This window comes from Hydrogenovibrio sp. (assembly GCF_965140365.1).
Classification (GTDB): Bacteria; Pseudomonadota; Gammaproteobacteria; order Thiomicrospirales; family Thiomicrospiraceae; genus Hydrogenovibrio.
The window spans coordinates 760,446-784,497 of the sequence record NZ_OZ223196.1 but is presented as its reverse complement, the minus strand read 5'-3'; the positions used below and the strand labels follow the sequence as shown (position 1 = coordinate 784,497).

29 protein-coding genes are annotated in these 24,052 nt (G+C 48.3%); 6 read left to right on the top strand and 23 right to left on the bottom strand.

Annotated elements, in window-relative coordinates; all coding sequences use genetic code 11:
* Positions 1-87 precede the first annotated feature (87 nt).
* The gene (locus tag AC0KH7_RS03730; RefSeq protein ID WP_472370825.1) at positions 88-393 is read right to left on the bottom strand and encodes an NGG1p interacting factor NIF3; all 306 of its coding nucleotides are present in this window, start codon (positions 391-393) and stop codon (positions 88-90) included.
* A gap of 72 nt (positions 394-465) precedes the next feature.
* Between AC0KH7_RS03730 and AC0KH7_RS03725 the strand changes: the two genes are divergently transcribed.
* Entirely contained in the window at positions 466-750 is a 285-nt protein-coding gene (locus tag AC0KH7_RS03725) for a hypothetical protein (RefSeq protein ID WP_472370823.1), read from the top strand.
* Positions 751-814: 64 nt separating this feature from the next.
* Here the strand turns inward: AC0KH7_RS03725 and AC0KH7_RS03720 are convergent, their stop codons facing one another.
* The 3 genes from AC0KH7_RS03720 to AC0KH7_RS03710 all read right to left on the bottom strand — a co-directional run bounded on the left by AC0KH7_RS03720 (position 815) and on the right by AC0KH7_RS03710 (position 4,274).
* Entirely contained in the window at positions 815-2,059 is a 1,245-nt protein-coding gene (locus tag AC0KH7_RS03720; protein WP_472370822.1) for a methyl-accepting chemotaxis protein, read from the bottom strand.
* A 189-nt stretch (positions 2,060-2,248) separates the two neighbouring features.
* Complete coding sequence (locus tag AC0KH7_RS03715) at positions 2,249-3,382, bottom strand: protein-glutamate methylesterase/protein-glutamine glutaminase (protein ID WP_472370820.1); 1,134 nt, start codon at positions 3,380-3,382, stop codon at positions 2,249-2,251.
* Positions 3,383-3,446: 64 nt separating this feature from the next.
* On the bottom strand, positions 3,447-4,274 hold the full coding sequence (locus AC0KH7_RS03710) for a CheR family methyltransferase (RefSeq protein ID WP_472370818.1): 828 nt from the start codon (positions 4,272-4,274) through the stop codon (positions 3,447-3,449).
* Positions 4,275-4,408: 134 nt separating this feature from the next.
* Here AC0KH7_RS03710 and AC0KH7_RS03705 point away from each other — a divergent pair, with 134 nt between their 5' ends.
* The 5 genes from AC0KH7_RS03705 to AC0KH7_RS03685 all read left to right on the top strand — a co-directional run bounded on the left by AC0KH7_RS03705 (position 4,409) and on the right by AC0KH7_RS03685 (position 7,256).
* A complete protein-coding gene (locus AC0KH7_RS03705) occupies positions 4,409-5,446 on the top strand; it encodes a flagellar hook-length control protein FliK (RefSeq protein WP_472370816.1) in 1,038 nt (345 codons plus the stop codon).
* A gap of 181 nt (positions 5,447-5,627) precedes the next feature.
* Positions 5,628-6,158 (top strand): chemotaxis protein CheW, encoded by a 531-nt coding sequence (locus tag AC0KH7_RS03700; RefSeq protein ID WP_472370814.1) that lies wholly within the window; start codon positions 5,628-5,630, stop codon positions 6,156-6,158.
* A 47-nt stretch (positions 6,159-6,205) separates the two neighbouring features.
* Positions 6,206-6,568, top strand: coding sequence for a response regulator (locus AC0KH7_RS03695; protein WP_472370812.1), 363 nt, complete (start codon positions 6,206-6,208; stop codon positions 6,566-6,568).
* A 27-nt stretch (positions 6,569-6,595) separates the two neighbouring features.
* A complete protein-coding gene (locus AC0KH7_RS03690) occupies positions 6,596-6,874 on the top strand; it encodes an STAS domain-containing protein (protein WP_472370810.1) in 279 nt (92 codons plus the stop codon).
* Between the two features lie 58 nt (positions 6,875-6,932).
* Positions 6,933-7,256, top strand: coding sequence for an EscU/YscU/HrcU family type III secretion system export apparatus switch protein (locus AC0KH7_RS03685; RefSeq protein WP_472370808.1), 324 nt, complete (start codon positions 6,933-6,935; stop codon positions 7,254-7,256).
* Positions 7,257-7,324: 68 nt separating this feature from the next.
* Here the strand turns inward: AC0KH7_RS03685 and AC0KH7_RS03680 are convergent, their stop codons facing one another.
* The 19 genes from AC0KH7_RS03680 to lepB form a co-directional block, all read right to left on the bottom strand.
* Positions 7,325-7,831 (bottom strand): chemotaxis protein CheW, encoded by a 507-nt coding sequence (locus AC0KH7_RS03680; RefSeq protein WP_472370806.1) that lies wholly within the window; start codon positions 7,829-7,831, stop codon positions 7,325-7,327.
* A gap of 16 nt (positions 7,832-7,847) precedes the next feature.
* Positions 7,848-9,806, bottom strand: a complete 1,959-nt coding sequence (locus AC0KH7_RS03675; RefSeq protein WP_472370804.1) for a chemotaxis protein CheA — start codon at positions 9,804-9,806, stop codon at positions 7,848-7,850.
* 131 nt (positions 9,807-9,937) lie between these two features.
* Entirely contained in the window at positions 9,938-10,588 is a 651-nt protein-coding gene (locus AC0KH7_RS03670) for a protein phosphatase CheZ (protein ID WP_472370802.1), read from the bottom strand.
* Between the two features lie 84 nt (positions 10,589-10,672).
* Entirely contained in the window at positions 10,673-11,068 is a 396-nt protein-coding gene (locus tag AC0KH7_RS03665; RefSeq protein ID WP_472370800.1) for a chemotaxis response regulator CheY, read from the bottom strand.
* 38 nt (positions 11,069-11,106) lie between these two features.
* Positions 11,107-11,832: an RNA polymerase sigma factor FliA gene (locus tag AC0KH7_RS03660; RefSeq protein WP_472370798.1), complete on the bottom strand. Its 726-nt coding sequence runs from the start codon at positions 11,830-11,832 to the stop codon at positions 11,107-11,109.
* 16 nt (positions 11,833-11,848) lie between these two features.
* The gene (locus tag AC0KH7_RS03655; protein ID WP_472370797.1) at positions 11,849-12,742 is read right to left on the bottom strand and encodes a MinD/ParA family protein; all 894 of its coding nucleotides are present in this window, start codon (positions 12,740-12,742) and stop codon (positions 11,849-11,851) included.
* Complete coding sequence (gene flhF, locus AC0KH7_RS03650; RefSeq protein WP_472370795.1) at positions 12,732-13,904, bottom strand: flagellar biosynthesis protein FlhF; 1,173 nt, start codon at positions 13,902-13,904, stop codon at positions 12,732-12,734. Before flhF ends, AC0KH7_RS03655 begins: the two co-directional genes overlap by 11 nt.
* Complete coding sequence (gene flhA / locus AC0KH7_RS03645) at positions 13,905-15,998, bottom strand: flagellar biosynthesis protein FlhA (RefSeq protein ID WP_472370793.1); 2,094 nt, start codon at positions 15,996-15,998, stop codon at positions 13,905-13,907.
* 11 nt (positions 15,999-16,009) lie between these two features.
* Positions 16,010-17,146: a flagellar biosynthesis protein FlhB gene (gene flhB, locus AC0KH7_RS03640; protein ID WP_472370791.1), complete on the bottom strand. Its 1,137-nt coding sequence runs from the start codon at positions 17,144-17,146 to the stop codon at positions 16,010-16,012.
* Positions 17,147-17,175: 29 nt separating this feature from the next.
* The gene (gene fliR / locus AC0KH7_RS03635) at positions 17,176-17,952 is read right to left on the bottom strand and encodes a flagellar biosynthetic protein FliR (protein WP_472370789.1); all 777 of its coding nucleotides are present in this window, start codon (positions 17,950-17,952) and stop codon (positions 17,176-17,178) included.
* Between the two features lie 45 nt (positions 17,953-17,997).
* Entirely contained in the window at positions 17,998-18,267 is a 270-nt protein-coding gene (gene fliQ / locus AC0KH7_RS03630) for a flagellar biosynthesis protein FliQ (RefSeq protein WP_068647942.1), read from the bottom strand.
* Positions 18,267-18,986 (bottom strand): flagellar type III secretion system pore protein FliP, encoded by a 720-nt coding sequence (gene fliP, locus AC0KH7_RS03625; RefSeq protein ID WP_472373780.1) that lies wholly within the window; start codon positions 18,984-18,986, stop codon positions 18,267-18,269. Before fliP ends, fliQ begins: the two co-directional genes overlap by 1 nt.
* 43 nt (positions 18,987-19,029) lie before the next feature.
* The gene (gene fliO, locus AC0KH7_RS03620) at positions 19,030-19,533 is read right to left on the bottom strand and encodes a flagellar biosynthetic protein FliO (RefSeq protein ID WP_472370787.1); all 504 of its coding nucleotides are present in this window, start codon (positions 19,531-19,533) and stop codon (positions 19,030-19,032) included.
* A 113-nt stretch (positions 19,534-19,646) separates the two neighbouring features.
* Positions 19,647-20,030: a holo-ACP synthase gene (acpS, locus tag AC0KH7_RS03615; RefSeq protein ID WP_472370785.1), complete on the bottom strand. Its 384-nt coding sequence runs from the start codon at positions 20,028-20,030 to the stop codon at positions 19,647-19,649.
* 13 nt (positions 20,031-20,043) lie between these two features.
* Positions 20,044-20,790 carry a pyridoxine 5'-phosphate synthase gene (gene pdxJ, locus AC0KH7_RS03610; RefSeq protein WP_472370783.1) on the bottom strand — a complete coding sequence of 249 codons (747 nt, stop codon included), beginning with the start codon at positions 20,788-20,790 and terminating at the stop codon, positions 20,044-20,046.
* Between the two features lie 59 nt (positions 20,791-20,849).
* Positions 20,850-21,587: a DNA repair protein RecO gene (gene recO / locus AC0KH7_RS03605; protein WP_472370781.1), complete on the bottom strand. Its 738-nt coding sequence runs from the start codon at positions 21,585-21,587 to the stop codon at positions 20,850-20,852.
* 62 nt (positions 21,588-21,649) lie between these two features.
* Positions 21,650-22,582 carry a GTPase Era gene (gene era, locus AC0KH7_RS03600; RefSeq protein ID WP_472370779.1) on the bottom strand — a complete coding sequence of 311 codons (933 nt, stop codon included), beginning with the start codon at positions 22,580-22,582 and terminating at the stop codon, positions 21,650-21,652.
* Positions 22,575-23,273, bottom strand: coding sequence for a ribonuclease III (gene rnc / locus AC0KH7_RS03595; RefSeq protein WP_472370777.1), 699 nt, complete (start codon positions 23,271-23,273; stop codon positions 22,575-22,577). The genes era and rnc overlap by 8 nt, the downstream gene beginning before the upstream one ends.
* A 1-nt stretch (position 23,274) precedes the next feature.
* A complete protein-coding gene (lepB, locus tag AC0KH7_RS03590; RefSeq protein ID WP_472370775.1) occupies positions 23,275-24,042 on the bottom strand; it encodes a signal peptidase I in 768 nt (255 codons plus the stop codon).
* Between the last annotated feature and the right edge of the window lie 10 nt (positions 24,043-24,052).

Genomic DNA, 24,052 nt, shown 5'->3' with positions numbered 1-24,052 from the left:
AGTTTCAACTCAGCTAAGTTTACCAGCTACATTATTTTTTTCTAATATAAAGTTTGTCTATAGTGATAGATAAATTTTATCTTACGCTTATTCCAACTCAACCAACGCCATTACATCATAGGCGGGCTCCTCATATGGATGCGCCTGTTTCAACGCCTGAATCACCGCTCTGGCACAGCTTTTTTCCACCACCAACTCTACGCGAAATTCAACCACCTTCTCTAACGCATCCTGCTTGCCCAAAAAAGGCTGACTCCCAGCCAGTGGACGAAACTGCCCCTCTCCTTTTACTTGCCAACAACATTGATCATAATCACCAATCCGACCGGCTCCGGCTGCAAACACCGCCGATTTAACGGCTTCCAGGTGCGTTTCCGGGACAAAAAAACACATTTTATACATATTTCTCCTTAAACCGACTAGAATAATTGGGGTTCGAAATCACCCAACTCAAGGTAGAGCAAGATGAAAAACATATTGATTACGTATTTTATAATACTGTCATTGGGATTCGCGTCGATGTTAACGCATAACCACTATCTGGCCAACATTGCCGGTTTCATTTCCGCCGTGGGCTTCATGGTCGTCTTTTTTAAAGACCGCCCGAACGAAAGCGAATTAAGCGAAGCGGAAATTAAACGTGCGGCTCAAATGCGCACCTACTGGTATATTGTTTTCGCCACCGGCTTGGTATTCAGCTTGATTTTTGGCAGTTTCTGGAACAGTGAAATGGGGAATATGGAACCTTAAAAAAGGCTCTTACTCCCATAAAAAAAGCACCTTTCGGTGCTTTTTTCGTTTATAGAAGCCCTTTTTAGAAAAGATCTATTTCACCCTCTTCCATGGATTCCGACGAAACCCGGCGCATCCGCTTAGCTTCAATTTCTTCACGCTCTTGGTGAATGGTATTTCGAAAAGCTTCCAAACGTTGCTTATGCTCGGCAACCGATTTCACCGGGTCATTTTTACTTTCTTCAATAAAGTGACTGATTTTGTGTGAAAAGCCGGTCAGGTTTTCCAAATGGTTCAGCACCTGCTCTACTAGCTGGCGTACAATATCTTCAAACTGCAAGGAACGCATGGCATTGGAAACGCTGACCTCGATTTCGGAAATAATGCCTGACACATCGCCCAGCTTATCGGAAATACCACTGTTCATCGCTTCCAGATCGGTTACCAGAACCGTTACCTGATCCTGTGACGAATTGGCTTCTTCCATATCTTTTTCCGCCGTATCCATCACTCGACGACGCACTTGATCGACGGTTTGTTTGGCTTTTTCCGCTTGTTTACGAATCTGTTCGTTCAACTGATTCGAGTTCAGAGACAGCTTACGGACTTCATCGGCCACCACCGCGAACCCACGACCGGCTTCACCGGCTCTAGCCGCCTCAATCGCCGCATTCAGAGCCAAAAGGTTGGTTTGATCGGCTATCCCTTTAACATCTTCCAAAAGGACAAAGATGGATTCGATCTGACTGACCATGTCATCAATTTTATCGACCGTCTCGTTACTGCGCTGACTGGAGTTACGTAACAGCGTAATCAAAAACTCCAACACCCCTTTGATTTCGGAAGAGAACTTTTGAATACTCATGCCTTCGCCGGTGCCGCCCAGGTTATCCAAAAGCGAAACCACCATTTTGTACTCTTCCTGGGTCTGACCGTGCAAGCCCATAAAGCTGGTGTTCAGGGTTTCAATGGCTTCAGCCACCAACTCTTTAACCTGCAGCAACTCTCCACGAACCACTTCAACTTCTTGGTCCACCACGGCATCAATGTCATTCATAATGACTTGTAAAGAATCATCAATCACAGTGGCATCAAAATTCGTTGATTGACTCACACTGGCTAACGCAGCGGCTGAACCGGGTTCCGCTTTGACAGGGACCGTGACAGCACCGCCCTCCCTGGCAACTTTTGCCACGGATAATGTCCAGATCAAGGAAACCAAAACAAGTGCAATGGCACCGATAAATGGAATGTCTATGAAGGTCAATACCACCCCTAACAGAGTTAAGAGCCAAGCTGGCCAGTATTGCTTAAAAGTATGCAACATGCGTTTTTCCTTAAATAAACCCGTAACGTTAACTCATGCAAAGCAGTTAATATGCCAGCATCAAGTCATTTCTCGGCGGGAATGATAAATTCTTAATGGATAATTTTTGTTTATACGGAAACAATGAATTTCGTTTCTGACGAGTTTTAATTGCAAAAACAACAAGAAAGACCAGGCCGGGTCAAAAATTTATTTTTTGACCAGCTCCAGAATTTTTTCAGGAATACGCCCCAAAGGAAGCACATGATCTGCCGCCCCCAGTTTGACGGCTTCTCCCGGCATTCCCCAAACAACACTGGTTTTTTCATCCTGCGCAACCGTTGGAACACCGATTTCCTGTAGCTCTTTCATACCTTTCGCGCCGTCCGCGCCCATACCGGTTAAGAGCACCCCAACGGCATTTTTGCCGACGTTCTGCACCACGGTTCGGAACATCACATCCACCGACGGCTTATGACGATTGACCGGCGGCCCATCATTCAAGCGGCAAATATAACCGCCTCCGGCTTTTTCCACCAGCAAATGTTTGTCGCCCGGGGCAATGTAGACATGCCCCGGCAAGATTGGTTGCCGATCTTCGGCTTGCACCACCGTCATTTCCGATACACTGTCCATCCGTTGTGCAAACGGCAAACTGAATGTGGCGGGAATATGTTGGGTAATAACAATCCCCGGCGTATTCGCCGGCAAGCGCATCAACACTTCTTTGATGGCTTCCGTCCCGCCTGTAGAGGCACCCAGAGCAATGATTTTATCGGAAATACGCGAAGTGGCCGATGGACTTTTTTTCTGAACAATGACATCCGCAGAATATTTTTCAGCCACCGTTTTCGACGGGGCAGGACGTACACTCGGTAACACAATCGGTTTTTCTTTCAGGTTGGAGGCATAACGCGCATAGTGACGTTCAAGCTGCCATCTCGACACCTTTGCCGCCGTTTTCACCTTGGTGCGGATTTCCTGAGCGTAGTCTTCAAAGGTATGTTCCAAATCGATCTTCGGTTTGGTCACGAAATCCACGGCACCCAAATCCAAGGCTTCAAACGTAATGTCCGCGCCTTTTTCGGTCAGGGTCGACACCATCACCACAGGCAAGGGATGCAAACGCATCAGGTTTTTCAAAAACGTCACGCCATCCATTTTCGGCATTTCGACATCCAGCGTCAGCACATCCGGGTGCAGCTCTTTCACTTTCTGGCGAGCATCATATGGGTCGGAAGCCGTACCGACCACCTCAATATCCGGATCAGCTCCCAACATTTCCTGCAACATGGATCGAACCAATGCTGAATCATCTACGACGAGTGCTTTTACCTTTGACATATAGATTACCTGATGGGCTTTAGGGGTTTCATGAGTTCTTAATCGTGATTATACCGCAATCCGCTTAACGAATTTTCCGGTAAATGGTCTGACCGAGCAATTCAAAACGGTCACACACCTTATATAAGGATTCGGAATGCCCGATGAACAGGTGGCCGTTGTCCGGCAACAAGTTAGCGTAACGATCAAACAAACGGGCTTGCGTCTCTTTATCGAAATAAATAACCACATTACGACAAAAAATCACGTCAATCGCGTCTCGGATTGGCCATTCGTTCATTAAATTAATTTGGCCGAAATCAATAACTTGTTGCAATTCCGGTTTGACTCGAACATAGCCTTCACGCGCGCCCGATCCTTTTAAAAACCAACGCTTTTTACGTTCGTCTGATACGCCTTTCAATCGGTCGATTTTGTAGACACCGGTTTGCCCGGTCTGGACCACATTGGTGTCCAAATCAGTGGCAAGTACACGCGCATCCCACCCGGAAGGGACCGCCTCTTTCAATACAATGGCTAACGAATAGGGCTCTTCACCGGTGGAGCAGCCCGCCGACCAGATACGAATTTTTTTCGAGGCTTTGTTTTTTTCCAACAACATCGGAATGACTTGATTGGCCAGATATTCAAAATGGTGATTTTCGCGAAAGAAAAACGTCAGGTTGGTGGTGATGGCATTAATCAGATGAACAAATTCCGCTTCTCCCTGCTCTTCGACATAGTCCAAATAAGATGAGAAGGAGTTCATATCCAAAAAGCGAATACGCTTTGCCAGACGGTTGTAAACAAGGTTTTTCTTGGAATCATTCAAATCGATTCCGGCAAAATTATAAACAACCGTTTTGACTCTTAAAAAGTCTTTCTCGGTAAAGTCAAATTCCCTTTCACTCACGTCTTTTGCCCTTATTATTAAAATGGTCTTATTATGAAATACAATTATAGTTGCTTGATTCAAGGAATGCAGTTTATTATTTCGTCTAATCGGCAATTTTCTTACACCGAATGGCTTAGTGCCTCAGGAACCCTATGGCGATCGGCCCGACATCCACATCCATTGGCGGCAACCTCAACCTGGGACAGACCACCCCTCAAGCGCTGAAGCTGGCCGTGGGGCAGTTGCTCTCCGTGACGGTCACCAAAACCGAAGGGAACCAAGTCACATTCAACCTAGCCGGTCGCAGCCTCACAGCCACCAGCCAACAATCACTGCAAGCCGGCCAACAGCTCGACGTCAAAGTCACTCAAACCAAACCAAACGTTGTCCTGCAAATACAAGGACGCGGCCCTTCAAACACGGCACAAGCCACCGCGCAACAAACGCTACAAACCGCCTATCGTCAACTTCTTCCAAACCAAATCCCGATCAGCCAGGGGTTACAACAGCTGGTCCAACTGAGTCAAACGGGCTTGTTGCCGGCGAATATCCAATCTCACCTAACGTCCTTATTGGAACAATTATTCAAACCATCGAACCAAACCAGTGCAAAAGAATTGAAAACGCAGCTCTTGTCGAGCGGCTTGTTTTTGGAAAACCAACTGGCCAAAGGCAACAAGCCCCAAACCGGTGATCTCAAAAGTCGACTTCTGCAATTATTGCAGATGACACAACAAGCCAAACCCACAGAGTCTCCTGAGCTACCTAAGCTGGCAAAACTGTTATCCCAAACCCTGAGTCGAATCACTTTGCAGCAGATTCAAGCGATTGAAAACCCAAACCGGCTCAATATCCAACTCCCATTACAGCCGAATCCCTACATTGAAGAAATGGAAATCGACATTCGTCGCCAGGCAAAAGAAATCCCGGACTTCTGGGAAGTCATCGTTAACTTGACCTTATCATCGGGAGAACTGTCAAGCAAATTGATGCTCATGAACGATGAAGTGTCACTCAGCCTTTGGGCAGACAATGTGCAACTGGAACACGAGATTCGTGAGGCCATTCCACAATTACAGGCCGGCTTTCAACAAGCGGCCATCCCCCTCAAGCAAGTCTTCATCACTCAACAAAAGCCAGAGAGCCACCCGCTGGCTCAAAAAGTCGCTTTAATCGACCTTCATGTTTAACACTTCAAAAACTGGCGAGTTAATTGCTTGGAGAAAGTTTCACGCTGGAGAGTAAATTTTTTATTATTCCAGTGTGTTTTTTCAATGAAAACCCTTTTTAAAACTAGACCTTTCCAGACAAATAAGGTAAGTTACCATAAAAAAATATACAGATTATTCGAGGATACGAGGCTAGAATCAAATGAGTGCTGACGTAGAAGCCATTCAAGATCAAATCGAAGAAAACGACGGAACCGACGATCAAATCCTCAGCTTTATTCTCGGAGGAGAAGAGTACGGTGTTGATATTCTGCGCGTTCAGGAAATCAAAGGCTGGGAAAGAACCACCAGCATTCCAAATGCGCCCGATTATGTCATGGGCGTTATCAACCTGCGAGGTGCCGTAGTACCGGTGGTGGACTTACGAGTGCGTTTCGGGCTTTCCGAAATCACTTACGATGAAAGCACCGTTGTGATTATTTTACGGGCCACCGACGAGCAAAGCGCCACCCAAAAAATCATTGGCATTGTGGTTGACGGTGTATCCGATGTACACGGAATTGACCTGCACAACTTGCAAGGCGCACCCGAAATTAACGGCACAATCCATACCGAATACGTTAGAGGACTCGCCACCGTTGGCGAAAAGATGGTCATCGTTTTACATGTCGATGAACTGGTCTCAACCGGCATCTTGTCGGAGATCAAAAAGAGCCTTCATATTGACGAATAATGTATAATTACATTCAGGTTTAAGTATTAAGAAAGTGAGAAGTAACAATGTCCAAAATCCTTGCGGTTGATGATTCAAAATCCATGCGTCAAATGGTCAGCATGTCGTTGAAATCAGCAGGTCACGATGTCGCCGAAGCCGAAGATGGTTTAATCGCGCTCGACATGGCCAAAAAAGAACAATACGACTTAATCGTAACCGACATCAACATGCCAAACATGAATGGCATTGAACTGATTCAAGCGGTTCGCGGCACACTTCCTAACTACAAATTCACCCCCATTTTATGTTTGACGACCGAGTCGTCCGGCGACATGAAAACGAAAGGGAAAGAAGCTGGCGCCACCGGTTGGATCGTCAAGCCTTTCAGCCCTGAAAAACTGCTTTCCGTTATCAACCGAGTGCTTTAAATAACGGCTTAAGCCGGAGGTCATCTGATGAGCGACTATCAAATCGAACTAGCAGACAGCTTAACAATTCATCACATTGAAGAACTGTACGGCAACCTTAAGATCGCCTTTCAATCCGATGCGGAAACCTATACCATCTCAGCCGCAGGTGTCGAATCGATTGACACGTCGGGCCTCCAAGCCCTTCTGGCCCTGGTAAAAAACGCCATTCAAAACCAAAAACAAATTCTCTGGGATTCGCCCAGCGAGGCTTTGACCTCTGGTGCGTCCAAACTGGGGTTGACGGAAAAGCTCCGCCTCGCTTAACCTTCAAAAAGCCGCAAGAATTGCGACTTTTTCATTTAAGCCACCTTCGGACAACCCTATGGACACGGACGATAAAAACACGCCGACCACCCTGGACCAGAAAGTTGCCATCTCATTAGAGTATGACGGTGAAACCGCACCACGAGTATCGGCCAAAGGCACGGGGCACTTGGCGGAACAAATCATTGAACTGGCCAAAGAACATAATATCCCCATCAAGGAAGACCACCAACTGGTCTCGCTGTTATCTCAAGTCGAATTGGATCAAGAAATACCGGAGTTATTATACGAAGCGGTGGTTCAAGTGTTAATTTTTGCTTATCAGCTATCCGACAAAACCATTCCCGGTCAGGTCAAAACTGACTCTTCCGAAACAACATAATTTTGCAAACGAATAAGCAAAACGCCCAGGCCTGGGCGTTTAAGACAAAGAAATCAAGGCTGAAGAAATTAAGCCTGACCAGAAAACATACTGTCTACATCAATCAAGATGACCACATCACCATTGTAATGGGCAATGCCTTGCAAATAACGCGAAGCGCCTTCTTTGGTAGCCGACATCGGCTCAAACTTCTTCTCAGGAATATCTTTCACTTCCATCACACAATCCACCAGCATACCAACAATATTATCCGTGTCGAGTTCGACGATAATGATACGGGACAACTCATCCACCGGTTTACTCATCAAACCATAAGTTGCCCGCGTATCGACAACCGTCACAATCAACCCGCGCACATTGATGATGCCCAGAACATTGTGCGCCGCTCCTTCGACCTTACGAATGGAGCCGACACGTAAAACTTCACGCACTTTTTTGACGTTAATGCCATAGACTTCCGAATCCAGGTTAAACATAACACAGCGGATACTCGGACCGGAATATTGCTCTTCTTCTTCGTCTCCAATGACGCCGTCCAGCAATTGGTTTGTCGATGTCATATCTTGTTCCATCATGACACGTCTCCGTTATTTAATATTGAAAGCGCTGAATCACGCCCGGTAAATCTAAAATAAGCGCGATATTGCCGTTACCGGTAATGGTAGCGCCGGCATACCCTTCAAGGTGTTTCATCATCACACCTAAAGGTTTAATGACCACTTCTTCTTGACCATTCACTTGATCAACGACCAAACCGGCGCGCTGATTGCCAATGGAGACAATGATAACCTTATCGCCTTCATAATCTTCTTTAATGCTTTCAGGTGTCAACCATTCCGACAGGAACATCAGCGGCACACTCTTATCGCGCAACCGCACCATGACCTGTCCGTCAATGCGATTGACCTGAGAGGCATCGTAATCGAAAATTTCCTGAACACTGGTCAACGGAATCGCGTAGCTGTCTTCTTCAAACGCGACCATTAAGGTTGGCAGAATCGCCAGCGTCAAGGGAACCCGAATGCTGATTTGCGTTCCTTCACCCAACACCGAATGAATGTCGATACTGCCGTTTAGCTTGGTGATCATGTTTTTCACCACATCCATCCCGACACCGCGACCCGAAATATCACTGATCTGGTCGGCTGTCGAGAAACCGGCCGACAGAATCAATTCAAACGCAGCCTTATCATCCAACTGATTGGCCGTCACTTCATCCATCATGCCTTTCTCCACCGCTTTACGGCGCAGAATGTCTGGATCCATTCCTTTGCCGTCATCGGTGATCGACAGTAGAATATGATCCCCTTCTTGTTCGGCGGCAAGAATCACCGTTCCTTTACGTGGTTTGCTCGCTTGTTCTCGCACATCGGGCATTTCAATCCCGTGGTCAACGGAGTTACGAACCAAATGCACCAAAGGGTCCGCCAACGCCTCGACCAGGTTTTTATCCAAATCGGTCTCTTCCCCTTTCAGCTCCAACTCGATTTCCTTGCCAAGTTTTCTCGCCAAATCGCGTACCACGCGAGGGAATCGGCCAAAGACCTTTTTAACCGGCTGCATACGGGTTTTCATCACCGACGCTTGTAAGTCGGTCGTCACATGATCCAGATTGCCGACGGCATTGGACAGTTCTTCTTCAGAATCTTGACTGGAACGAAGCGTTAACAGGCGATTCCGAACCAACACCAACTCTCCGACCAAGTTCATAATTTCATCCAAACGACGTGTATCGACACGCACAGTGGATTCGGTATTAGCCGCCGCCTTCGCCTGGCCTTTATCTCCACCGGATGCTGCCGCAGGTTTTGGTTGCGGTTTTGGCGCTGCTGCTACGGGTTCGGGCTTGGGTTCCGGTTTCGCTTCCGCAACGGTTCCTTCCGCCTCATGCAAATTTTCGATCAAATCACGTTGATTCAATAGGGCTTCGAATTCATCATCCGTAATGTCACCGTCTGGATCAACACCTTCCGGCAATTCCAATTTCGGTTCATGATCGCCTTCGGCCTCGGTCCCCCCGACCAATGCGTCGCGTTGGTTCAACAACGCCTCGAATTCATCATCGGAGATTTCACCATCCGGATCCACCCCTTCCGGCAATTCCAGTTTCACACCTGCGGCGTCTTCTGAAGCATTGCCGGCGTCATCCGGCGTCGGTTCAGCGACCGCCTCTCCTTTCCACAGAGCGTCCAATTCCGCCAACAGCCCACCATCGGCATCTTCCAACTCACGGGCACCATCATTCAACTGCTGAATATAGTCACTGATAACATCAAACGCTCGCATAATAATGTCCGCCGCGCTTGCATCATAAGCGACGTTACCATTACGAATTTTATCGAAGACATTTTCCGCACGGTGGCACACCTCGATCAAAGGTGTTACCCCTAGAAAACCGGCACCACCTTTAATGGTGTGAAAGCCACGAAAAATTGCATTCAACAGGTCGGCATCAGATGGCGAGTTTTCAAGCTCAACCAGCTGCTCATCCAACTGTTCGACCAGTTCAGATGCCTCAACTAAAAAGTCCTGTAAAATATCTTCATCCACGATGTATTCCTCTTTGAGCCTGTGTGAACACGATGAAATGCCAAAATTTTGCCACTTCATCCTTCTCGTTTTTCAATGAAAAAACTAAAGCAATCACTATGCCATCAAGTGTTAACAACCTCTCAAATAAGCTAAATCCCCAAGTCGCCTAACAGATCATCCACTTCGTCTTGCGATTGCGCAATATTTTGCTGACTGCTTTTAGTGACATTCGGCCCCACACCTTTCATTTCTTCCGCTTTACGTTGTTCCTCGGTCATCATTTCAGGAATACTGTCGAACTCAATACCGGACTTTTCAATCAGCTCGACCAAACTTTGTTCGAGACTGGTGACCAACATAATCACCCGATTTAGGACTTGCCCAGTCAAGTCCTGGAACGATTGGGCCATCATAATCTCTGTGACCTGCGCTTGCGCTTGCACAATCCATTCCTTCATTTCATTATCAACCGCTTTTGACTCCATTGTTTCCAACAAAGCGATGGTATTTTCGGCAGCGGACAGCGTTTTATTACTCGCATCTTCCGTGGTTTGAATAACATACTCCAATCGCTCCGTCGCATCCGGCAAACCATGTTTGGTATGTTGTAGAATTCTGGCGTCCGTCCCGAAAGACTCTAAAGTATCATGCAAATTTTGTGCGATTTCTTCCACTTGCTCCAGCAAGCTCTCATCACGAGCCGCCAAAATACCATCCAACGTTTTCGAGGCCTGGTCATATTGGCCACTCTCTAAAGCCTGAAGCAGCTCTCTGGCCTGCTCAACATTGATATTCTTCATCGTTCCTCCTTTTTATAAAAAAAAAGCCTCATTCACGGACAGATGAACAAGGCTTTTAATCATTTCTTATTGTTTTGTACGCTCCTAGCCGCCTGCGGCCTTTTTGCGCTCTTCGACTCGTTCGAAGATTTTTTGAATTTTACCGTTCAAGGTCGCGGCGGTAAATGGCTTAACAATATACCCATCCACCCCGGCTTCGGCCGCTTCTAAAATCTGGCTTCGTTTCGCTTCGGCTGTAATCAACAAGAAAGGCGTGTCTTTCAGTTTTGCATCTGCTCGGACATGTCTTAACAAATCAATTCCCGTCATTTCCGGCATGTTCCAGTCGCTGACGATAAAATCGTATTTACCACCCTGAATCATCGGCCAAGCGGTTGCCCCGTCATCGGCCTCATCGAAACGACTGAACCCTAGCTCCTTCAACAGGTTCTTAACGATGCGTCTCATGGTAGAAAAATCATCCACTACCAATATATTCATATCTCTATCGATTTGCATTATGTTCCCTCAAACCTTTATTAAATCCAATCTTTTAGTCTTGATTTCAAGCGTTTAATCGCTTGGCTGTGAATCTGACTGACCCGCGATTCACTAACTTCCAGCACTTCACCAATTTCTTTAAGGTTCAGTTCCTCATCGTAATACAATGCCATCACAAGCTTTTCTTTTTCCGGTAGCTCGCTGATCTGTTCCGCCAATGCCGATTGAAACCCTGACTCGGCCAACTCCGAGATCGGCGTTTTTACACCACTGACCATACGATCTTCCGACAGTTCATCATGGTCCGGCTCGTCAATTGACAGCAATTGCGCGGAATTGGTGTCCTGAAGAATGTGGTAATACTCATCCAGCGTAATCCCCATTTCTTCAGCCACTTCTTCGTCTCGCGACTCACGGCCCTTTCTCGACTCCACGGAATTAATGGCATCCGACACTTCACGCGACTTACGATAAACCGAACGTGGCGTCCAATCCCCTTTTCGAATTTCATCCAACATAGCGCCACGAATACGAATGCCGGCATAGGTTTCGAAACTGGCGCCTTGCCCGGCATCGAACTTTTGAGAAGCTTCAATCAAACCGATAATGCCGGATTGAATTAAATCATCCACCATGACACTGTCCGGCAACCGCCCTTTCAAATGATAGGCGATTCGTTTCACCAAGGGCAAAAACGCCTCGATATCCATCATCCCGTTTGACGTCTGTTTATGAATGTTCGCGTAGGCCTGTGTACCAGTCATGAAATCGATTCCTCATCTATTCAGACGGAGCCTGAAATAAACTCTCAACAAAAAACTGTAAATACCCCGTCACACCCGTTGGAATCGGCCAACTGTCGATTCGCTGCGCAATGTTCCGAAAAGCCTGAGCCGACTCACTCATTGGTTTCGCAATGGTCACCGGACTTTGTTTCTGAATCGCCTCTCTCAAATCATGATCAAACGGCACGGTGCCAAGGTAATCAATCGAAACCTCCAGAAACTGTTCACACACTTGCGCGAATTTGTCATACAAAATTCGGCCATGTTTTTCCGAACGCACCATGTTTGCCAACAACTGGAAACGCGTCAATTTGTAATCCCGACTTAATACTTTAATCAAAGCATACGCATCCGTCATCGAAGCGGGTTCGTCGTTAACCACCACCACCACTTCCTGGGAGGCGCGACAAAAGCTGACGACACTGTCGGCAATCCCGGCGGCGGTATCGATAATCAACACATCCAAAATGCCATCAAGCTCGGAAAAGGCATTAATTATTCCAGCATTTTCCATCGGGGTCAATTGAGCCATGCGCTTCACGCCCGAAGCGGCCGGAATCACTTTCAAACCGCCCGGCGCATCCACCATGACCTCTCGTAATGTTTTTTCACCATCCAGCACATGAGACAAATTGTACTGAGTCTGCAAGCCGAGCATAATATCGACATTCGCAAGCCCCATATCGGCATCCATCAACAACACCCGGTGCCCCATCTTACTGAGGCTGATGCCTAAATTGACAGACACATTTGTCTTACCAACGCCACCTTTACCACTGGCGACGGCAATCACTCTAACCGGTTTACTTTTCTTTTCAGAACTCACTTTACGCTCACCGTTATTGCTCGTTTGCATCGCTCTTAGCCCAGCCGCCTGATCATTGAGCATCGGAAATCTCCTTTCCCATTCCCATACGGAAGGCCTCTTCTTGATTCGAATGCTGGTGTTGTTGCCCCAGCACAATTGCTTTATCCATTAAATCCCTAACCTTAATCGGCTCCAAATCCTCCGGCACTCGCTGACCATTGGATAAATACGACAACGACAACTGGTGTTCAATCAACACCGTAATAATATTCCCTAACTGCAAGGCTTCATCCACTTTGGTCAGAATACAGCCTTTTAAACCCACCTGACTAAAGGAACGAACAATATCTTTCATCACGCTTAATTGCGTCGCCGCTGACATGACCAAGTAATTGCGGATATGGTTCACACCCGGCTGTGCTTTGGTCAACTGTTGCGTCAACATAATATCTTTTTGGCTGATACCGGCCGTATCAATCAAAATCAATTTTTTCGAGGCTAAAGACCCCAGTAAGCTGTACATTTCGCCTTCCGAACTCACTACATGGACGGGTACGCCCATTAAGTCAGCAAACGTTTTCAGCTGGGCCTGAGCGCCAATCTTGTAGCAATCCGTTGTCACCAGAGCGATCTGGTTCGCGCTGTTCCGCATCACAAATCGACTCGCCATCTTGGCAATGGTTGTGGTCTTACCGACCCCGGTGGGCCCCACCAACGCGACAATCCCACCGGACTCGAGAATATCTTTATCATCCACTGGAATCATCGATTCCACCGTACCCAATATTTCCGACCAGGCCTGGTCATGATGGGCATTCACCTCCATCACCAGTTTTTGCGCCAAGTCCCAACCGATGCCTAATTGCACCAAACGTTTAATCAACCCAACTTTATTTGGGTCCTGTGTTTCACTTTGATGCCAAGCCAAGCCAGATAACTGATTTTCCAGCATCTGCTTAACCGCTTTTAATTCGTCCGCCATTTTCGCTATTTCAGGGCTTGGCATTGACGCTTCCGCGACCTTTGACGGAATCGCGGTCTCAGGCGACTGATAACTGCTTCTGGCTTCACCAGAGGCCGAAGCCTGCTGATACTGCTTAGCTTCGGGGTCAATGGCCGCCACAACCTCAACCCCCTCATCCGTTTGGCGGGTCGACATAATAACGGCATCGTCTCCCAGCTCATCCCGAACCAGAAGCATTGCTCGCCGCATATTGGGGGCTAAGTAACGTTTTAACTTCATTTAGTTTCCTTGCCCGACGCTCGCCACGACACTGATACGTCGATTTTCTGGCACCTCGGAATAAGCCAATACATGTAAATTTGACAGGCTGAAGCGGAACAGTTTTGCCAATTGGGCACGAATCTGTGGTGCCACCAGCAGAACCGCCGACTGGCCGTTCATTTCAACCTTTTGAGCTTCTTCCTTCAATGTCGTATGCAGCCTTTCCGCCAGGCCTGGTTCAATCGCCAATTGTCCTTCAGGCGCTCCCTGCGATGCTTGAAGCAACAACTGTTCCAACCCTGGTTCCAATGTTATCACTTTTAACTCTTCATCCGTACCGGCGATGGACTGAACAATCGAACGGCCCAACGCCGCTCGAACCTGCTGCGTCAGCTGTGCCGGGTCTTGCGTTTGAGAGGCCCTTTCCGTCAAGGCTTCCAAAATGGTTCGTAAATCCCGAATGGATACTTTTTCCGTCAGCAGGTTTTGCAACACCTTGACGACGATGGCCAGCGACATTCTTTCCGGTACCAGTTCGTCCACCAGCTTAGGCGCCGTTTCTTTCAGTTTATCCAACAGTTTTTGAGCTTCATCATGGCCCAGCAATTCCGATGCGTAATCCTGAATCACCTGACTGATGTGCGTCGCCACAACCGTACTGGCATCAACCACTGTATACCCCAAGGCTTGCGCCTGCTCACGGTCAGACGCCGCAATCCATACCGCATCCAAACCAAAAGTCGGATCCTTAGTCGGAGTGCCGCGCACTTCGCCAAACACTTGTCCGGGGTTAATCGCCAGCTCCTTATCCGGGTAAACCTCTCCTTCACCCGACGACACCCCCATCAACATAATTCTATATTGGTTCGGTTTTAAATCCAAATTATCGCGAATGTGTACCGGCGGCACCAAAAACCCAAGCTCCTGGGATACCTTACGCCTCACCCCTTTAACACGCTCCAGCAACTGGCCATTCTGGGTTTGATCCACCATCGGAATCAAACGATAACCAACTTCCAACCCGAGTACGTCCACGGTCTGAACGTCATCCCAACTCAACTCCGGCGCAGCATTCTCAGGTGAGCTCTCTTCTTCGTTCAACAAGGTTTCCGGTGCGGGTTTCTCTTGCTGTTTTTTATGGATAAAGTAGGCACCGGCTCCGGCAATGGCGGCAAACGACAAGAAAGCCAAATTCGGCATACCCGGAATCACACCAAACACGCCCACAATCCCCGCGGTCATCCCCAACGCCTTCGGATTGGCGAACATCTGCGCCTGCACCTGTTGGCTCATATCGTCTTTATCACCCGACACGCGGGTCACGATAATCGCCGTCGCGGTGGATAACAACAACGACGGAATCTGGGCCACCAACCCATCCCCAAGCGTCAGAATGGTATAGACCTGAATGGCGTCTCCGAAGGTCATGTCGTGCTGCCCCATCCCAATCGCAAACCCACCGATCAAGTTAATAAACAGTATGACAATGCCGGCAATGGCATCCCCTCGGACAAACTTGCTGGCCCCATCCATCGAGCCGTAGAAATCAGCCTCCGTGGTAATTTCTATCCGCCGAGCCTGAGCTTCTTCCTGCGTAATCAAACCGGCATTGAGATCGGCATCGATCGCCATTTGCTTACCGGGCATCGAGTCCAAGGTGAAACGGGCACTGACCTCCGCCACGCGTCCCGCACCTTTGGTGATCACCACGAAGTTAATCACCACCAAAATCGCGAACACCACCAAACCAACAGCAAAGTTACCGCCAATAACAAACTCACCAAAGGCTTCGATAACGTGACCGGCGGCACTGGCCCCATTATGACCTTCCAACAAGATGACACGGGTGGACGCGATGTTCAAAGAAAGGCGGAATAATGTCGCTAAAAGAATAATGGTTGGGAAAACGGCGAAGTCGAGCGGTCGTTTGGCGTAAAGCGTCACCATCAACACCACGAGCGACAAGGCAATGTTGAAGGTGAAAAACACATCCAGTAAAAACGGTGGCAAAGGCACCACCACCATGGCCAATAAGGCCAGAACCGCAATCGGAATCCCTAAGCCGTTTTTAAAGGCTTCTTTGATTTTATTGAGAATTTGATTAAAGTCCATTCCGTCTCAGTTTACTCGTTCGGGCTGTCCGTTTGCATTTCTTCCGGTATCGGTAAGTTTTCAAAATCGACCTGGTTGGCTTTTTTGCCATCTCGCAATTGGTATACATACGCCAGAATCGTCGCAACGGCTCTAAAGAGCTGCAACGGAATTGGTCGATCAACCTCCGCATTATAGTATAAAGCACGGGCTAAAGGTGGGGCTTCTATTAACGGAATATCGTGTTCTTTCGCCAGGGTTCGAATCTGCGCCGCCATGAAATCGCTGCCCATTGCCAGTACCATCGGTTCGCCCATACTGTCCGGGTCATATTGCAGCGCCACGGCAAAATGTGTCGGGTTGGTGATCACCACATCCGCCTCCGGCACTTTTTGCATCATCCGTTTTTGTGACATTTCACGTTGCAACTGACGGATACGGGCTTTGACCTCAGGGCTCCCCTCTTGCTGTTTGTACTCTTCTTTCACTTCCTGTTTGGTCATTTTCAACTGTGAAATGTGCTGATGCACCTGGAACGGTACATCAATAGCCGCAATCACAATCAACGACAAACTGACGAAAATAAAGGCTTCCAAAATCAGTTTGGCCGAGTGCGCCAACGCAATTTTGGTCGGTTCAACCCCAATACTGAGGATTTCTTCATAGGAGTACCACAGAAAATACGTCGCCACCACCGACACCAGCACAAACTTACCAAACGCCTTCAACAGTTCCATCAAAGCGGTCATGGAAAACATCCGTTTAATGCCGGACAAAGGGTTCATCTTACTGATTTTAGGAGACATGGCTTGCAGACTGAAATTCCAGCCTCCAAGCATCGTATTGGAAACCAGCGCAATCAAGACCATCAACATGAGGAAAGGCAAAACCATATAGATGGCCAGTTCCACCAAAGCAAAAATACGGTTGTTCAACATATGAATGTCATAAGCATGAGAACGGTCAAAACTCAAACCTTCGATAAAAATGGTCTGGATGTCTTCCGCCATACCGGCACCGAAAAAATACAGAAACAATGCGGCTCCGAGCGTCATCATCAAAGTCGCCAGCTCACGTGATCGCGCAACCTGCCCTTTTTCCCGAGCTTCCCGGAGCTTTTTCTCCGAGGGTTCTTCCGTTTTTTCGGTACCGTCTTCGTTCTCAGCCATAATTCCGTTTCAGCTTTCCAGTAAATTTTTTACTGATTCAAAGTCAATTTTGAGAGGGTTTCAATCGCATTATTCATCAATATTTGTATGTTGGGTAACAATAGAGGCGTCGTAAAGATCAACATAATCAGGCCGGCCATCAGTGTAACAGGAAAGCCAACAGCAAAGATATTCAGCGCGGGAGCGGCCCGGGAGACCACCCCAAATGAAATATTCACTAACAACAGAGCCGTCACCAACGGTAACGCAATGGCCACCCCGTATTCAAACATTTGGCCGCCAAAGGTATAAATCAACTTCAAACTGTCTTGCGTAAAGAAATGCAACCCAATCGGTAACATTTCAAAGCTATTTAGCACGGCCTTAAAGACCAGAACATGGCCATTCATCAACAAAAAGATCAACGTCGCCACAATCGTGAAATAACGCCCGATAATCGGAGTATTCACCCCGGTCGCCGGGTCAACCATCGTCGCCATCGCTAGCCCCATCGCCATGGATGCCAAATGACCGGCGACAACAAAGGCTTGAAAAATGACGAGGAAAATCAATCCAATGGCCACCCCAATGCCCAATTGCTGCACAATTAACAACACACCATGCCAGGTAAAGGGGTCAATCGGTGGCGGCAACTCCAGAGAGGGCGCGACGGCCAAGGTAATAAACACGGCCAGAATCAAACGTACCCGAACCGGTACATACGAGGCCGACAGAAGCGGCACCATCAACAACATGCCTGAAATGCGCACGAATGGCCAAAAATACAGCCCCATCAATTGCAAGAATTCAGTATAACTAAAACTCATCAGCGCCTTCCATTTGGAGTCAACGGCCTCACCGGGCCGATGGCTTTAACCGATAAAGGCCGGAATATTTTCAAACAACTCGCGTGAAAAGGAAATCAACGTCGTCAACATCCAGGGCCCCGCCACGACCAACACCACGCCGACAATGGCGACTTTCGGAATGAAACTCAAGGTCATTTCATTGATTTGCGTGGCCGCCTGAAACATCCCCACTAACAAACCGACCGCCAGCGCAGGCAATAACAAAGGGGCCGCCAACATGGTCACCACCTCAAGCATTTTTTGCCCGATGGTCAAAACGAATTCCGGTGTCATCAGATACTTCCTCCTGCTACGACAAAACTGTTCGCCAAGGTGCCCATAATCAACGCCCAACCATCAATCAACACAAACAACATGATTTTAAACGGCAAAGAAATAATCATCGGCGACAACATCATCATCCCCATCGACATCAATAGGGTGGCCACCACCAAATCGATAATCAAAAACGGAATGAAAATCATGAAACCGATTTGAAACGCGGTTTTCAATTCACTGGTCATATAGGCCGGAATCAGAATTTTAAAGGGCACGCTTTCCGGGTCGGTCAATTGCACATCGGCCATTTCCGCAAACATGCCCAAATCGTCAGCACGCGTTTGCTGAATCATAAACTGATGCAACGGTTTCGCACCAATTTCGACCGCTTCCTTGAATTTAATTTGCTCTTCCAGATACGGACTGACGGCCGTATCGTACATTTTATCCAGCACCGGCGACATAATGAATAAGGTTAAAAACAGCGCCAAACCAATCAACACTTGATTGGACGGGGTACTTTGCGTCCCCAAAGCCTGCCGCAACAACGCCAATACCACAACAATCCGCAAAAAAGAGGTCATGGCAATCAAGGCGGCCGGCAACAGCGTCAAGCCGGTCATCAACAGCAAAATCTGCATGGTCAGGGTGTAATCCTGGTTGCCCTGCGCATCGGTTTCCACGGTAAACGCCGGAATACCGGGTTCGGTCCAACCCACCAACGGCAATAACATCAAGGCACTGCCCAGCAACCATTTTAAATAAGGACCATAACGCTTAATCATCGGCCTTCCCTTTTGCGGGTGAGGACGGTGACACCGTTCTCTGTTGTATCGCCTCTTGCAAGCGCTTGGCAAACGCACTGTTAACCGGCTTATCCGTAACCACCTCAATCGGCTCCTCCAATTTATGCAGCAAGGACACTCGACTGGACGTTACCCCAATCAACAACTGTTCTTTACCCACTTCCAACAACACGGCACGCTCCCGCTGCCCCAAGCTCATGACCCCCAACACTTTCATTTGATTGCCGGCCACACCATTGATCTTACCGAACCGCTTCAACATCCAAGCAGCGGCAAAAATAATCAACAGGATGAAAAACAATGACATGAGAATTTGGCCGATATAATTACTGGGTTCCAGCGAGGTGGTCAAAGACGGGGATGCCGCCGTCTCGGCAAGCGCCGGCCATTGGAAAAGTGCCAAGGTCAAAAATGACCAGGCCTGGTGAATTGGCCTAAGACGTGGCTTAAGCGCTTGAAAAGATAGTGGCTTCATGGAAGTTAATTGTAATGGATAACCCGTTAAAGTGTAAGCACTTATCGATCAGAATTCACACTTTCTACCGACAGACGGTCAGCTGAGGCAACTAAGGAATTTTTCGAATGGAATCAAAGCGCTTTTTCCGCCACCACAAAAGCGACGGCATAATGATTTTCGTCACTTAAGCTGATGGACCAACCAGCGATACCAAGATCCGCTGCGACCTTGTTAGCCGCCCCTTTTAACAGCACTTCCGGCTGCCCGGAATCGGTATGACCGATGGTCATATCGTTAAACGAGACGCCTTGTGTAAAACCGGTACCCAAAGCCTTGGCAATCGCTTCTTTGGCCGCCCAGCGTTTCGCCAGAAGCCTTTCCGGATGCGCATGCCTTTGAAGCTCTGACATTTCCGTTTCGGAAAGCACGCGCGAGGCAAAACGCTCACCGCGCTTTTGCCAGAGACGTGCAATACGTTGAATCTCGACGATATCGGTTCCAATACCAACAATCATGTTCGTCTCGGCCTCACGCCATATACGCTTGCTGTCGCGCTTCCACCATCAGACGCTTCATATCGGAAACGGCCGCTGGCAAACCGGAATAAATGGCTTGCGCGATAATGGCATGGCCAATATTCAACTCTTCAATCATTTTAATACCGGCAATGGCCTGCACATTATGATAATGCAACCCGTGACCGGCATTGACCGTCAGCCCCAGCGAAACCGCCAACTCCGTGGCTTCGCGAATACGTTGCAATTCCGCGTTCACCTCCGACGGGTCCGTCAACTCAGCATAGGTACCGGTATGCAATTCAATGACCGGCGCGCCCACTTCCTTGGCGGCTCGAATCTGAGTCTCGTCGGCATCGATAAACAAAGACACACGCGTTTTATTCTCTGCCAACTGCGCACAATAATCCGTCAACCAAGGCTTTTGCGACGCCACATCCAAACCACCTTCCGTGGTCAGCTCCTCACGTTTTTCCGGCACCAGACACACGTCTTCCGGACAACATTTCAAAGCAATTTCCAACATTTCCTGGGTGGCCGCCATTTCCAAATTCACTTTGGTTTGACGCAGCTCGGACAAGCGATAAACATCGGCATCCTGAATATGACGTCGGTCTTCGCGCAAATGCAGCGTAATACTGTCCGCACCGGCCATTTCAGCATCCAACGCCGCTTTCACCGGGTCCGGATAGCGCGTGCCTCGCGCTTGGCGAATGGTGGCAACATGGTCAATATTCAATCCCAGGTATATCGGATTCATAGCGGTTCCTTCAATCATCATAAAAAATTCGCCTGTCGAACCCCTTTCGGCAGGCCGGGTCAATCTTGAAACAAAGCACGGGTTTGGATCGGTTTATCACCCAAATGGGCCGACAATACATATCGGAACAGGCGCTTCCAATCCTTCAAGCAGTTTTCGCAATAGGTTCGTTCCGCAAACTTCAGCAGACACTCACCCGACACCCACACCCCTTGCAAAGACGACTGTTCGTTTAAATCGCCGCGTGGGAACAAGCCTTGTTCCAAGTGAAAAAGATAGGTTTCGTTTCCTTGAACCGGGCGGTGAAAGTGGTCCGTTTCGGTTTGAAAGGCAACGCCAAGTTCAGACAATAACTCGAACTCGAACTGCCGTAATACCCAGGCCTGGCGAAAACGTTCATGGGTACTCGCCAAGTCATACAGTGTCTGTTGGTAAGCCTGAAACAACTGTTCAGATTCCAACCCGGGATAAAGCAAGCGATACAATAATTCGTTCACATACAAGCCACAAAGATTGCTTTCACCCATTAAGGGAAAACGGACGGAACTGGCCTCCAACTGTCGCAGAGACACCAAATCGGAAGTTCGGTGCGCACGTTCACGCCAGCCAATGATCACGCCTTGAAACGGCTGCAACCAGGCTTGTTTGGCCTGAGCGGTTTTACTGCCGCTGCGCACGCCTTTGATGACAGCATTTTGTTTGCCGTAATCCGGCGTAAAGAAAGTCACCATTAAGCTGGTTTCACGGTAAGGCCGACGATGCAATACAAACGCCAGTTGCTCGATGTCTTTTGCCAAACGCGCCTCCACAACGCTTGCGCCTCATTAAAAGCCGCGCATCGGTGGCTAGACGAAAACGATTAATGGTTTTCGGTATAGCCCAAGCTGGCCAAGGCGCGATCGTCATCCGACCAGTTTTCTTTCACCTTAACCCATAACTCCAAGTGCACGCGGCTGTCCAATAAATGCATCAAATCTTTGCGCGCTTGGATACCCATCTGCTTGATCTGTTCGCCCTTTTTGCCGATGACAATCTGTTTTTGCCCCGGACGCTCCACCAATATCAACGCATTGATATGCCAACGCCCTTCTTCTTCATTAAAGGCAAACTGCTCAATCTCGACTGTCGCACCGTAAGGGACTTCGTCCCCCAGCGCTCGCATCAGTTTTTCCCGAACGATTTCGGCCGCCAGAAAACGTGTGGATCGGTCGGTAATGTAGTCTTCCGGAAAAATCGCTTCTTGCTGCGGCATGTGTTTCAAAATCTCGGTCTGCACTTGCTCAAAACCGGATTTGGTATAGGCAGAGACCGGAATCAGTGCTTCAAAGTTCACTTGGTTTCCCACCTTTTGCAAGAAGGGGAACAACTCCGTTTTGTCTTTAAATTTATCCACCTTATTCACCAGAACCACCACCGGCACATCCAAGTTCTGGCATTTATCGGCCACGGCCTGGTCTTCTTTCGTCCAACGCCCGGCTTCCACCACAAACAACACCAAATCCACATCGGAAAACGCACTGTTGGCCGCGCGATTCATATAGCGGTTAATCGATTTTTGTCCTCCCAAATGCATACCCGGCGTGTCGACAAACACCAATTGAAACCGTTCATTTGTCAAAATGCCGTGAATACGGTGTCGGGTGGTTTGAGGTTTCGGGGAAGTGATACTGAGTTTTTGCCCAATTAGGCCATTCATAATCGTGGACTTCCCGACATTCGGGCGCCCAATCACCGCTACAAAACCGGCCTGATAATCGGTCGCGGCGTTCACGTCAGTCGGCTGTTCAGTCATTGGCATTCTCCAGAATGTCCAGCGCCTCTTCCGCAGCAATTTGCTCGGCTTTACGGCGATTAGTTGCGGTGGCTTCAAATTTACGATTCAGTTTGGCGACATAACAGGAAACCGTGAATTCCTGAGCATGCGCTGGACCATTAACGGTAATCACGCTATATTCCGGCAACTGCTCATGATTGGATTGTAAAAACTCCTGCAAGCGGGTTTTCGGATCTTTTCCGACCTTGGAAGGGTCCAGCTCTTTCAAGCGGTTATGGTATAAGCGCATAACAAAGTCACGGCATGCCTCCAGGCCACCGTCTTCATAAACCGAGGCAATAATCGCTTCCACGGAGTCGGCAATAATCGACTCTCGTCGATATCCACCGCTCTTCAGTTCACCCGGTCCCAACATCAGATACTCCGATAACTGGTATTCCTTGCCGATTTTTGCCAAGGTTTCGCCTTTGACCAAAAACGCTCGAATACGACTTAAGTCACCTTCAGAAATTTTATGAAACTGGTGAAACAACGCATCGGCAATAATAAAGTTAACCAAGCTGTCGCCCAAAAACTCCAAACGTTCGTTGTTTTGGGCTCCCACACTGCGATGCGTTAGTGCGCGCTGTAGAAAGTCAAGGTTTTGATATCGGTAACCCAGCCGTTTTGAAAGTCGCTCTAACTTAACACGCTTTTCAACTTCTGACATCTTACTCGATTCCCTTACCAATGCGATCGAAATGAACACCGTCATCCCAGTTCATCCAAATCGCGAACGCCTTGCCTTTTAAGTTCTTCTCCGGCACAAAGCCCCAGAAGCGACTGTCATTACTGTGGTCACGGTTATCGCCCATCATGAAATAATGCCCTTCCGGCACCACGACCGTATTCATATCCTGACTGCTTTTTTCCGGATCCAACAGTATGTCATGCGAATGTTCTTCTAAGAACTCTTCCAACAGAGACGCGCCATCCATGACTTTACCGGAGGCCGTCCCTTCGTACTCACCCAATAGCTTCTGCTTAACCGGGTTGCCATTGATGTACAGCGTTTTACCGTAATACGCAATTTCATCGCCCGGCAAACCAATCACTCGCTTGATGTAATCAACATCCGGGTCTTTCGGATATTTAAAAACCACGACATCCCCTCTTTCGGGCTCGCCAATCGGTAAAACCTTGGTTTGCGTGACCGGCAGTTTCACACCGTAAGCAAATTTATTCACCACAATGAAATCACCGATTTCCAATGTCGGATACATGGAACCGGACGGAATACGAAACGGTTCCACCACAAAAGAACGTAACACCAACACAATCAAGAAAACGGGGAACAGCGAACGTGAATACTCGACCAGCACCGGTTCTTTCTCTGTGGTCACGGAACGGTCGCGTTTCGGCTTCCAAACCACTCGATCCACATAAACGATTACCCCGGTGATGGCGGTGATAATCACCAAAATTAATTCAAAGCTCATGTTCTCAGTT

Excerpts from the sequence above, each read along its gene's own strand:
- AC0KH7_RS03730 (WP_472370825.1), bottom strand. The coding sequence starts at position 393 with ATGTGTTTTTTTGTCCCGGAAACGCACCTGGAAGCCGTTAAATCGGCG.
- AC0KH7_RS03725 (WP_472370823.1), top strand. The coding sequence starts at position 466 with ATGAAAAACATATTGATTACGTATTTTATAATACTGTCATTGGGATTC.
- AC0KH7_RS03720 (WP_472370822.1), bottom strand. The coding sequence starts at position 2,059 with ATGTTGCATACTTTTAAGCAATACTGGCCAGCTTGGCTCTTAACTCTG.
- AC0KH7_RS03715 (WP_472370820.1), bottom strand. The coding sequence starts at position 3,382 with ATGTCAAAGGTAAAAGCACTCGTCGTAGATGATTCAGCATTGGTTCGA.
- AC0KH7_RS03705 (WP_472370816.1), top strand. The coding sequence starts at position 4,409 with ATGGCGATCGGCCCGACATCCACATCCATTGGCGGCAACCTCAACCTG.
- AC0KH7_RS03700 (WP_472370814.1), top strand. The coding sequence starts at position 5,628 with ATGAGTGCTGACGTAGAAGCCATTCAAGATCAAATCGAAGAAAACGAC.
- AC0KH7_RS03695 (WP_472370812.1), top strand. The coding sequence starts at position 6,206 with ATGTCCAAAATCCTTGCGGTTGATGATTCAAAATCCATGCGTCAAATG.
- AC0KH7_RS03690 (WP_472370810.1), top strand. The coding sequence starts at position 6,596 with ATGAGCGACTATCAAATCGAACTAGCAGACAGCTTAACAATTCATCAC.
- AC0KH7_RS03685 (WP_472370808.1), top strand. The coding sequence starts at position 6,933 with ATGGACACGGACGATAAAAACACGCCGACCACCCTGGACCAGAAAGTT.
- AC0KH7_RS03680 (WP_472370806.1), bottom strand. The coding sequence starts at position 7,831 with ATGATGGAACAAGATATGACATCGACAAACCAATTGCTGGACGGCGTC.
- AC0KH7_RS03670 (WP_472370802.1), bottom strand. The coding sequence starts at position 10,588 with ATGAAGAATATCAATGTTGAGCAGGCCAGAGAGCTGCTTCAGGCTTTA.
- AC0KH7_RS03665 (WP_472370800.1), bottom strand. The coding sequence starts at position 11,068 with ATGAATATATTGGTAGTGGATGATTTTTCTACCATGAGACGCATCGTT.
- AC0KH7_RS03660 (WP_472370798.1), bottom strand. The coding sequence starts at position 11,832 with ATGACTGGTACACAGGCCTACGCGAACATTCATAAACAGACGTCAAAC.
- AC0KH7_RS03655 (WP_472370797.1), bottom strand. The coding sequence starts at position 12,742 with ATGCTCAATGATCAGGCGGCTGGGCTAAGAGCGATGCAAACGAGCAAT.
- flhF (WP_472370795.1), bottom strand. The coding sequence starts at position 13,904 with ATGAAGTTAAAACGTTACTTAGCCCCCAATATGCGGCGAGCAATGCTT.
- flhA (WP_472370793.1), bottom strand. The coding sequence starts at position 15,998 with ATGGACTTTAATCAAATTCTCAATAAAATCAAAGAAGCCTTTAAAAAC.
- flhB (WP_472370791.1), bottom strand. The coding sequence starts at position 17,146 with ATGGCTGAGAACGAAGACGGTACCGAAAAAACGGAAGAACCCTCGGAG.
- fliR (WP_472370789.1), bottom strand. The coding sequence starts at position 17,952 with ATGAGTTTTAGTTATACTGAATTCTTGCAATTGATGGGGCTGTATTTT.
- fliQ (WP_068647942.1), bottom strand. The coding sequence starts at position 18,267 with ATGACACCGGAATTCGTTTTGACCATCGGGCAAAAAATGCTTGAGGTG.
- fliP (WP_472373780.1), bottom strand. The coding sequence starts at position 18,986 with ATGTTATTGCCGTTGGTGGGTTGGACCGAACCCGGTATTCCGGCGTTT.
- fliO (WP_472370787.1), bottom strand. The coding sequence starts at position 19,533 with ATGAAGCCACTATCTTTTCAAGCGCTTAAGCCACGTCTTAGGCCAATT.
- acpS (WP_472370785.1), bottom strand. The coding sequence starts at position 20,030 with ATGATTGTTGGTATTGGAACCGATATCGTCGAGATTCAACGTATTGCA.
- pdxJ (WP_472370783.1), bottom strand. The coding sequence starts at position 20,790 with ATGAATCCGATATACCTGGGATTGAATATTGACCATGTTGCCACCATT.
- era (WP_472370779.1), bottom strand. The coding sequence starts at position 22,582 with ATGACTGAACAGCCGACTGACGTGAACGCCGCGACCGATTATCAGGCC.
- rnc (WP_472370777.1), bottom strand. The coding sequence starts at position 23,273 with ATGTCAGAAGTTGAAAAGCGTGTTAAGTTAGAGCGACTTTCAAAACGG.
- lepB (WP_472370775.1), bottom strand. The coding sequence starts at position 24,042 with ATGAGCTTTGAATTAATTTTGGTGATTATCACCGCCATCACCGGGGTA.